This is a genomic window from Candidatus Schekmanbacteria bacterium (genome assembly GCA_016219965.1).
Lineage (GTDB): Bacteria > Schekmanbacteria > GWA2-38-11 > GWA2-38-11 > J061 > JACRJM01.
In genome coordinates this window covers 168,682-178,489 of record JACRJM010000001.1, presented here as the reverse complement: position 1 = coordinate 178,489, position 9,808 = coordinate 168,682, and the positions used below count along the sequence as shown (strand labels likewise).

Below are 9,808 nucleotides of genomic sequence, written 5' to 3'. Positions count from 1 at the left end.
CCGTTTTTCCCGTGAAGGTCGGAACCCTTTCCATGCATACCCTTTCCTGCACGGATATGAGGCTGATACCGGAAATCTATGAGTGTGGATTTACTTGAGGTCGCCCTGAATATTACGCTTCCGCCGTCACCGCCATCCCCTCCGTTAGGGCCTCCGAAGGGAACATATTTTTCGCGCCTGAAACTTGCGCACCCGTTGCCACCATCACCGGCTTTTACAAATACCTTTGCCGAATCGATAAACACAGGGAGGTTATGTTAAATACTTTGTTCTGGATAGACGCTGATCTGTTTCTTATCTTTTGTTACCCATTCAAATGCAACCGTGCCGCTTATTTTTGCAAACAAAGTGTCATCCTTCCCTCTGCCTACATTCTTCCCAGGGAGGAATTTTGTGCCCCGCTGCCTTACTAAGATTCCGCCGCCATTAACCTTCTGTCCGCTGAATCTCTTAACGCCTAAACGTCTTCCAATGCTATCGCGTCCGTTTGTGGAACTGCCGCCGGCTTTCTTGTGTGCCAATTTATACCCTCACTTTTATTGCTTAACAGACTATTTCTTTAATTTTGAGAACCGTGAAAAACTGCCTGTGGCCTTTTTTCCTGCGATATTTTTTTCTTCTTTTATATTTAAAAACTATTACCTTCTTGTCCTTCCGGGTCTCTACAAGCTCCGCCTGCACTTTCACATTCTCTATGAATGGACTGCCGATGCGTGTTGACTGCCCGTCATTTAAAAGAAGAACGTCATTTAATTCAATAATATCTCCCGCATTCCCTAATATCTTTTCAACCTTAATGGAATCGCCGGGAGAAACTGAGTATTGTTTCCCGCCAGTTTTTACAACTGCATACACGATGCCTTCCTCCTCTTTCAATTTGAAAAGCGTATTTATCTATAAGTTAAGACAAAAGTCAAGGATTTTTAAAAAAATATGCAATTTCAGACAAATAGTAAAAAACAAGTCCTTTCATCTCTATCTACCATAAGCTTGACAATGGCTGAAGCTTCGTAATAAATACAGCCATTCATTATTATATGAAGCATTTATGAGGCGGATCAGGAAGATGGCTGTAAAATCTGAATTTAAAAAAATTGCCGTAATCGGCATAGGGATGATCGGCGGCTCAATTGCTATGGCTGTAAGGAAGAAAATCCCTGAAGCAGAGATTACCGGCATTGATACTGACAGCCGCTCACTCTCTTATGCATTGAAAAACAAATTCATACACAAGGGAATGAAACCATCAATCAGCAATTACAAACTTCTTTCTGATTGCAGCATCATCGTCATTGCGGGACCGGTAAATATGATAGCGGAAACTGCGGTTTCAGTCCTGCCATATCTCTCAGATAAAACAATTTTAACAGACACCGGAAGCGTTAAGGAGAAAATTGTAAGAGAGATTGAAAAAAAATGCGGTAAAAAATCCAGGTTCATAGGGAGCCATCCGCTCGCAGGGGTAGAAAACTCAGGAATAACAGCAGCAAGCAACACAATAATCGAAGGGAAGAAGGTGATCATCACGCCTTCCGCGGGAACGCCATCAGGAATTCTTGCAGCTACAAAAAAGTTCTGGTCAGCAATAGGGATGAAGCCAGTAGTCACATCGCCTGAAGAACATGACACCCTTCTTGCAGTGACAAGCCATCTTCCCCATGTTCTCGCTTACCTTCTCATGAACACTATAAGCTCAACCAAAAGACAAAGTATAGACCCGCTTACTTTTGCAGGGTCAGGATTTAAGGATTTTACCCGTATCGCAAAAAGCGACCCTGAGCTTTGGGCACAGATTGTCCTTGCAAACAGAGAGCAGGTGCTTGATGCCATCAGTAAATTTGAAAAGAACCTTTCAGAACTAAGAAGAGCAATAAAGAAATCTGATGCCGGCTTTATAAAACATGAGTTCCGGAAGGCCCGGGAGCTGAGGAAAAAAATCAAATGAAAGAGGAAATAAAAAAAATAAACGGCGGCGTCAAGGGACTGAGGGGAGACATAACTGTCCCAGGCGACAAGTCCATCACCCACAGGGCAATTATCTTTTCCTCCATAGCAGAAGGGAAATCCAGGATAAGCGGCATATCGCTCGGCATGGACTGCCTCTCAACAGTCGGCGCTTTTAAAGAGATGGGGATCAAAATCGACATCAAGGGGACTGAAGCGGTTATAGAAGGCGATGGATTCCGCGGACTAAAAGAGCCTGACAATGTAATTGATGTAGGCAACTCAGGCACCAGCATAAGGCTGCTTACAGGACTTCTTTCTGCGCAGGATTTCATAAGCGTTCTCACAGGGGACAGCTCCATAAGAAGAAGGCCTATGGAGCGCGTAATTTCTCCAATGAATCTCATGGGGGCAAAAATCTATGCCCGTGAAAATGGGACAAAAGCCCCCATAACAATAATCGGAGGAAAGCTTAAGCCAATAGATTATGCCTCACCTGTTGCAAGCGCACAGGTAAAGTCTGCCATAATCCTCGCTGCACTCCAGACCAAAGGGAAGACGACTATAAAAGAGCCTCTGCTTTCACGGAACCACTCGGAAAAGATGCTCCGGCATTACGGCGCTGATATTTCTGCAAAAGGAACAACTGTCACAGTAACCGGCGGCAAGCCGCTTCATGCATGCGATTTCACTGTGCCGGGAGACTTTTCGTCAGCAGCATTTATGATCGCCGCTGCAATGATAATGAAAAGCTCAAGGCTCCGCATTCTCAATGTGGGCATTAACCCTACCCGCACCGGATTTTTGACAGCTCTCTTAAAAATGGGCGGACGCGTAAAGATTGTAAATAAAAGGATGAGCGGCGGAGAGGCATGCGCTGACATAATAGCTGAAAATTCGAAGCTCAAAGGCATAAACTTCCCGGCTTCACTTGTCCCTTCCACAATAGACGAGTTCCCGATATTCTTCATTCTCGCAGCATTAGCTGACGGAGTAACAACTGTAAAAAGAATAGAAGAACTGCGCCACAAGGAAAGCGACAGGATTGCAGGCATGGCCGAAGGATTGCGAAAAATGGGAGTTAAAGTTGAAGACGGCCCGGACTGGATAAGAATAGAAGGAACAAGGAAACTCGTGGGTACAGCAATTAATGCAAACCTTGACCACAGGATTGCAATGTCATTTTCTATAGCCGGGCTTATTGCCGAGGGACAGACAACCATACGCGGGACTGAATGCATAAAAACATCATTTCCCGGTTTCTATGAAATATTGAAAAATCTCACCGGCGGAAGATAACAAATTGGTTAAACGAAAAAAACTCATAATAGCAATAGACGGCCCCGCAGGAGCCGGTAAAAGCACAATCGGGAAACTCATCGCCTCAGAATTAGGTTATGTCTATGTTGACACCGGTGCTTTATACAGGGCTATTGGATATCTTGCCATTGAAAACAAAATAGATATGAGCTCAGAAAAAGCATTGACAGAATTGGCATTAAATACTACTCTCGCCTACGAACAAACGAAGGGAGGCACCCGCCTGATAGCAAATGGCGAAGACGTCAGTGGTAAAATAAGGACACAGGAAGTATCTCTTGCCGCATCTAAAGTTTCTTCCTATGAAGGTGTAAGAAAAAGCCTGCTCGATATACAACGTGGCATAGGGAAAAATGGCGGTATTGTTTTAGATGGCAGGGACATTGGCACTGTTATTTTCCCTGATGCAGAAATAAAGTTTTTTCTCGATGCCAATTCTGCAGAAAGAGCAAACCGGCGATATAAAGAACAGGTATCGCGGGGAGAAAAAGTTGATGCAAAACGGGTACTTGAGGAAATGAACAAAAGAGACCGTGATGACAGCTCCCGTGAATGTGCACCACTCAAAATTGCAGATGATGCAATTTATATTGACACAACAGGAAAAAATGTGACAGAAGTTCTCGCAGAAACACTAAATTATATTGAGAAGCAACTCAGTGAATTAAGTAACTGAGAAAAAATACGCAAGGAGGTAGTAAAGAATTTATGGATGCAGTTAGAGAAGATTCTTTGGATCTTAGCACGGATGAAGAAATAAAAGAGTTGAGCAGGGAGGAGATGGAACTGCTTTATGCCGACACACTGAAGGATTTCCAGGAAGGGAATGTGATAACAGGCATCATAATTGCCATACAGCCTGAATATGTCACACTTGATGTGGGCTACAAGTCAGAAGGGATTGTCCCGACGCATGAGTTCCGAAGTGAAGCAGGAGATATGCCGAAGCTCAATGTTGGAGATAAGGTTGATGTCTATCTTGACCTCATAGAGGACCAGGACGGACAGATAGTTCTCTCCAGAGAAAAAGCACAGAAGGTCAAGGTATGGCAGACCCTCATAAAAGCATACGAAACTAATGAAGTGATACAGGGGAAAGTCATGTCGCGCATCAAAGGAGGCATGACAGTTGACATCGGGATAAAGGCGTTCCTGCCGGGTTCCCAAATAGACCTGCGTCCCGTAAAGAACATGGACGACCTTTGCGGAAGGACATATGATTTCAAGATAATCAATGTTAACCACAAAAGAGGGAACATAGTAATCTCGAGACGCAAGATTCTTGAAGAAGACCGAGAGAAGAAAAAAGCCTTTACCATGGAAAAGATAAAGGAAGGGGAAGTCATAAAAGGGATAGTTAAGAACATAACTGAATACGGTGTGTTCATTGATCTCGGTGGTATTGACGGACTTCTCCATATCACAGATATGACATGGGGAAGGATAAACCATCCCTCAGAGATGTTCAAACTTGGAGATGATGTTACTGTAAAGATACTTAAGCTTGATCGCGATTCTGAGAAAGTATCGCTCGGGCTTAAACAGATAACAGAGAATCCATGGAATGAGGTTGAAGCAAAGTACCAGATAGGGACAAAAGTAAAAGGGAAGATCGTAAGCATTGCTGATTATGGTGCCTTCGTCGAGCTTGAAAAAGGCGTTGAAGGTCTTATCCATATATCTGAAATGTCATGGACCAAGAAGGTAAGACACCCGTCCAAACTCCTTGCTGTCGGCGATATCGTAGAATCCATAGTTTTAAGCGTTGACAAGGAAGGCAAAAAAATATCACTGGGTCTCAAACAGTGTGAACCGAACCCATGGGATCTGATAGAGAAAAAATATCCTATCAGTTCCATAGTTGAAGGCGAAGTAAAGAGCATTACAGACTTCGGCGTATTCATAGGCCTTGAGGAAGGTATTGACGGGCTAATCCATATCTCGGATCTAAGCTGGAGCAAAAAGATAAAACACCCCTCTGACATAATAAAGAAGGGCGATATACTCAACGCAAAAGTATTGAGTATTGACAGAGAAAATGAAAGAGTATCTTTGGGCTTAAAGCAGCTTGAGCCGGATCCATGGGAAAAAGCAGCTTCCAAGTTCAGGGTCGGCAACAAGGTCAAAGGGAAAATAATAAAATTTGCAAACTTCGGGGCATTCATTGAAATCGAAGAAGGGATAGAAGGTCTCATCCACATATCTGAGCTGAGCGTCAAGAATATCTCCAGACCGGAAGAAGTTGTCTCAATAGGCGAAGAGATTGAAGCAAAGATTATCAGGATAGACAGTGATGAGAAAAAGATAGGATTGAGCATCAGGGCGCTTTCTGAAGACGCGGAAAGACAGGAAGTCAGTGATTATCTTCAGGGACAGGAAAAATTTGCACCCAAGCTTGAGTCGCTCATCAACAACAATGATTTGAAATCAGATAAATAATGCCAGGAGGAAATCTTTATGACTAAGGCAGAACTTATCGAGGCTGTTTCTGAAAAGCTCACATTTCTTAACAAGAAACAGACTGAAAGAGTTGTAAACTGCATGCTTGAAAACATCAAACAATCTCTTGTGAGTAATGATAAGGTTGAGATAAGAGGGTTTGGTTCTTTCACCGTCCGCAACCGCAATACGCGTGACGGGAGAAATCCTCTGACAGGAGATAAAGTTCATGTCCCGCCAAAGAGGGTTCCTTTCTTCAGGGCTGGCAAAGAGCTTAAAAAGATGGTTGATGCAGCCGGTGAGAAAACAGAGCAAACACAATCATAAGATAGCTGTAAATAAAATTTAAATTGAAAGCAGGGGTAAAATCCCCTGCTTTTTTATTTTTATGAAACTAAAAAGAATATCAATAATAGGCCGCCCCAATGTCGGCAAATCCACGCTTTTTAATGTTATTGCAGGTTTCCGTAAGGCAATAACGAGCAAAACGCCCGGCACTACAAGGGACCGAATTGAAGCGGTGGTTAAGACCGTATCAAAGCAATTCCTTCTTGTTGATACCGGAGGATTTGATGAAGGCAATTCCCGCATGAAATCGCTTGTACGCGAGCAGACCCTAAAGGCAATAGATGATTCTGATATTCTTATCTTTCTTATAGATGGAAGAGACGGACTCCTTCCCATGGACAGAGAGCTTGCAGATCTCATAAGAAAGTCAGGGAAACCAATAGTGCCTGTCGTGAACAAATCTGATTTAAAAATAAGCAATCTCATCAAGAACGAGTTTTATAATATTGGCTTCGATAATTTTCTTTTCTTATCTGCCGAGCACCGCGACGGGATATATGAGCTCATTTACCGCATAGAAGAACTTCTCGAAGAACACACCGAGCAGCCCATTTCTGATCTTTCCTCAGAAGTTAAAATGTCATTTGTGGGACGCCCCAATGTCGGCAAATCCTCTCTCACCAACAGGCTTCTGGGATGGGAAAGAGTGATAGTAAGCGAAATACCCGGGACAACGATAGACAACATAGACGTCCACGCATCATTCGGAAAAAAGGATTTCATAATAGTTGACACACCCGGCATAAGAAAGAGGATGAGAATATCAACAGACCTGGAAAAAGAGAGTTCTCTTACTGCCATAAAAAGTATAAGAAGGAGCGATATAGCGCTTCTTGTCATAGATGCTTCCGAGGGAATAACAGATCAGGACTTAAAGATAGCAAACCTCATACACGACGAGGGGCGCGGATTTATAGTGCTGTGCAACAAATGGGACCTTGTAGGAAATCAAAAGACATCTGCAGATGAATACAAAAAAGAAATAAAATTCAGGCTCGGCAATCTTGATTATGCCATAATACTGAACGTGTCAGCCATGACAGGCAAAGGGACTGAAAAGATATTTCCAGAAGTGCATGCTCTCGCCAAGAGGATGAAAACAGAATTTTCAACACCGGATTTGAATTCCATTTTAAAAAAAGTCGGCATAGAGCATCCTCATCCCATGGCAACCGGCAAGCCGGTGAAACTCAAATACATCCATCAGCTTCCAGCAAACTCCCCGATATTTCAGATATTCTCAAACCAACCTGCAGAAGTAGAAAAAAACTATGTGAGGTATATAGAGAAGAAACTGCGGAATGCATATAACCTAAAGGGAGTGCCTTTAAAATTCAAATTCAGAAAGGGAGATAATCCCTTTATCCGCCATTGATCTGGCGTGTTCCAATCAAGACATACTGAAGCCCTGAAACAATCGTAAAAAGAGCCGTAAGACCTATGAAAAAGCCGATTACCAGAGGAAGTGCGTCTGCATTGATAGTCCCTAAAAGAAGAGAGAAGAAGATCATCAATATCTGAACCGCTGTAGTTGTTTTCCCGAGGAAGGAAGGCTCAATCCTTGGACTGGCAATCACGAATTGAAGTATCACAACTCCTATTATTATGAGAAGGTCCCTGCTTAAGACTAAAACAGTGAGCCATACAGGGACTATCTTTGGATATTTTATTGAGAATACAACAAATGATGAGACGAGGAGCAGTTTGTCAGCCAGAGGGTCAAGATAAGAACCAAGCTTTGTTTTGAGCCCCATTGATCTCGCTATATATCCGTCTATCCCATCTGTAATTCCTGCAACACAAAATACACCAAGCGCTGCAAACTCTCTTCCGTATAGCAAAAGAATAACAAAACAAGGGACAAGCAGTATCCTGAATATAGTAATCCAGTTGGCAAGGTTCATTGTTATAGTTAACTCTCTTGGTATCCTCACCAAATTCCCCTCCCTTCCCCTGAGAAATGGGGAAGTAAAAGGGAATTTTTGATTTGTTCTTTTTTCACTTGCTTAATGTTTTATAAACAGTTCCGCGATCTGCACGGCATTGGTTGCAGCACCTTTTCTCAGGTTGTCAGCAACTACCCACATATTAATGCCATAGAGAACGGAGTTATCTCCTCTCACCCTTCCCACATAGACCGGATCTGTCCCTGCAATGTTTATTGCCAGTGGATATTCAAACTTAGAAACATCATCAAGAAGAACTATGCCCGGGAAATTCTTGAGAAGCTCTTTTGCCTTTTGAGGCGAAATCTCCCTTACAAATTCCACATTCACGCATTCCGAATGTCCGACAAAAACCGGGACCCTTACGGTCGTAGCGGAAACTTTTATAGAATCGTCTTCCATTATTTTCGTTGTTTCATTGACCATCTTCATTTCTTCCTTGGTATAACCATTCTCAAGGAATGCATCTATGTGAGGAAGACAGTTGAATGCTATCTGGTGCGGGAAAACATTCTTCTTTATCTCCTTCATGTTGAGGATTGCTCTTGACTGTTCCGCAAGTTCCTCCATTGCCTTTTTGCCGGCACCTGAAACAGACTGGAATGTTGTTACAACAACCCTCTTGATTTTTGCATAATCATGAAGCGGTTTCAATGCCACGACCATCTGTATAGTGGAACAGTTCGGGTTGGCAATAATCCCTTTGTGTCTGAAGGCAGCATCAGGATTCACCTCCGGTACTACAAGAGGGATGTCCTTATCCATTCTGAAGGCGCTGCTGTTATCTATCACGACAGCTCCGCTTGCCGCAGCAGCAGGGCAAAACTCCTTGCTTCTTGTAGCTCCGGCGGAGAAAAGGGCAAAGTCTATTCCCTTGAAGGAATCTTTGGTCAGAACCTCAACCTTTATATCTTCTCCTTTAAACTTCAGTTTCTTTCCGACAGATCTCTCTGACGCGAGAAGTTTAAGGCTTTTTACGGGAAAATTTCTTTGTTCCAGTACTGCTATCATCTCATTGCCTACAGCTCCCGTTGCACCGGCAACAGCAACATTGTAACTACCACTCATTTTAGTTTACCTCCGATGAAGTTTAACGATCGTTAATTGCAAGCAGCATCTCTGCTACTGCCTCATACATTCCCACAATAACCGACCGGGCAATAATACTATGCCCTATATTCAGCTCATAAATATCATGTATCCCGGCTATTGAACAGACATTTTTATAATCCAGCCCATGTCCGCCATTTACAGTAATCCCTTTTTTCACAGCATAATTAACTATGGCCTTTATCTTTTCAAGCTCCGATAGCCTTTCATCTTCATTAATCGCATCAGCATATTTTCCGGTATTTATCTCAACATGGGAAAGCTTGAGTTCGTAAGCAGCATCAACCTGCTCTTTTCCGGTATCAATAAAAGCTCCGATCTTTATCCCTTTACCTGCAAGGGCGGACAGAAGTGTTTTGACATCACTAAAGCTTGAAACTATATTAAGCCCGCCTTCAGTTGTCAATTCCTCAGGGCGCTCCGGAACAAGAGTTATCATGTCAGGCTTTATCTCGGCAGCGACCTTAGTCATCTCAGGGGTTACTGCCATTTCAAGATTCAGCTTTGTTTTTATTATCTGCCGCAGCAAATGAAAATCCCTTTCCTGTATGTGGCGGCGGTCGCTTCTTAAATGCACTGTTATGCCGTCTGCCCCGGCAAGTTCTGCAGACAAGGCAGCTTCTACAGGGTCAGGGACGCGAGCCTTCCTGGCCTGCCTTAAAGTTGCTATATGGTCAACATTAACACCGAGCTTCATCTTA

General features: G+C 43.2%; 12 protein-coding genes. 6 read left to right on the top strand and 6 right to left on the bottom strand.

From position 1 onward, the window contains the following. The 3 genes from HZA77_00875 to rplU form a co-directional block, all read right to left on the bottom strand. A partial coding sequence (locus HZA77_00875; GenBank protein MBI5373958.1) for a GTPase ObgE occupies positions 1-245 on the bottom strand: 245 nt, incomplete at its 3' end. Between the two features lie 12 nt (positions 246-257). Then, on the bottom strand, positions 258-521 hold the full coding sequence (gene rpmA / locus HZA77_00870; protein ID MBI5373957.1) for a 50S ribosomal protein L27: 264 nt from the start codon (positions 519-521) through the stop codon (positions 258-260). 22 nt (positions 522-543) lie between these two features. Beyond that, on the bottom strand, positions 544-855 hold the full coding sequence (gene rplU, locus HZA77_00865; protein MBI5373956.1) for a 50S ribosomal protein L21: 312 nt from the start codon (positions 853-855) through the stop codon (positions 544-546). A gap of 211 nt (positions 856-1,066) precedes the next feature. Here rplU and HZA77_00860 point away from each other — a divergent pair, with 211 nt between their 5' ends. The 6 genes from HZA77_00860 (at position 1,067) to der (ending at position 7,426) form a co-directional block, all read left to right on the top strand. Next, entirely contained in the window at positions 1,067-1,945 is an 879-nt protein-coding gene (locus HZA77_00860; protein ID MBI5373955.1) for a prephenate dehydrogenase, read from the top strand. Further along, positions 1,942-3,243 (top strand): 3-phosphoshikimate 1-carboxyvinyltransferase, encoded by a 1,302-nt coding sequence (aroA, locus tag HZA77_00855; protein ID MBI5373954.1) that lies wholly within the window; start codon positions 1,942-1,944, stop codon positions 3,241-3,243. Before HZA77_00860 ends, aroA begins: the two co-directional genes overlap by 4 nt. Positions 3,244-3,247: 4 nt before the next feature. Then, positions 3,248-3,940 carry a (d)CMP kinase gene (locus HZA77_00850; GenBank protein MBI5373953.1) on the top strand — a complete coding sequence of 231 codons (693 nt, stop codon included), beginning with the start codon at positions 3,248-3,250 and terminating at the stop codon, positions 3,938-3,940. Between the two features lie 32 nt (positions 3,941-3,972). Continuing rightward, positions 3,973-5,703, top strand: coding sequence for a 30S ribosomal protein S1 (locus tag HZA77_00845; GenBank protein ID MBI5373952.1), 1,731 nt, complete (start codon positions 3,973-3,975; stop codon positions 5,701-5,703). An 18-nt stretch (positions 5,704-5,721) separates the two neighbouring features. Next, the gene (locus tag HZA77_00840) at positions 5,722-6,030 is read left to right on the top strand and encodes an integration host factor subunit beta (GenBank protein ID MBI5373951.1); all 309 of its coding nucleotides are present in this window, start codon (positions 5,722-5,724) and stop codon (positions 6,028-6,030) included. 61 nt (positions 6,031-6,091) lie between these two features. Next, the gene (gene der, locus HZA77_00835) at positions 6,092-7,426 is read left to right on the top strand and encodes a ribosome biogenesis GTPase Der (protein ID MBI5373950.1); all 1,335 of its coding nucleotides are present in this window, start codon (positions 6,092-6,094) and stop codon (positions 7,424-7,426) included. On the opposite strand, the gene pgsA is transcribed toward der, so the two are convergent. The 3 genes from pgsA to HZA77_00820 form a co-directional block, all read right to left on the bottom strand. Continuing rightward, positions 7,413-7,955: a CDP-diacylglycerol--glycerol-3-phosphate 3-phosphatidyltransferase gene (pgsA, locus tag HZA77_00830; protein ID MBI5373949.1), complete on the bottom strand. Its 543-nt coding sequence runs from the start codon at positions 7,953-7,955 to the stop codon at positions 7,413-7,415. The two genes, der and pgsA, sit on opposite strands and share 14 nt — an antisense overlap. A 102-nt stretch (positions 7,956-8,057) precedes the next feature. Next, on the bottom strand, positions 8,058-9,065 hold the full coding sequence (locus HZA77_00825) for an aspartate-semialdehyde dehydrogenase (GenBank protein ID MBI5373948.1): 1,008 nt from the start codon (positions 9,063-9,065) through the stop codon (positions 8,058-8,060). 22 nt (positions 9,066-9,087) lie between these two features. Next, positions 9,088-9,804 carry a pyridoxine 5'-phosphate synthase gene (locus tag HZA77_00820; protein ID MBI5373947.1) on the bottom strand — a complete coding sequence of 239 codons (717 nt, stop codon included), beginning with the start codon at positions 9,802-9,804 and terminating at the stop codon, positions 9,088-9,090. Between the last annotated feature and the right edge of the window lie 4 nt (positions 9,805-9,808).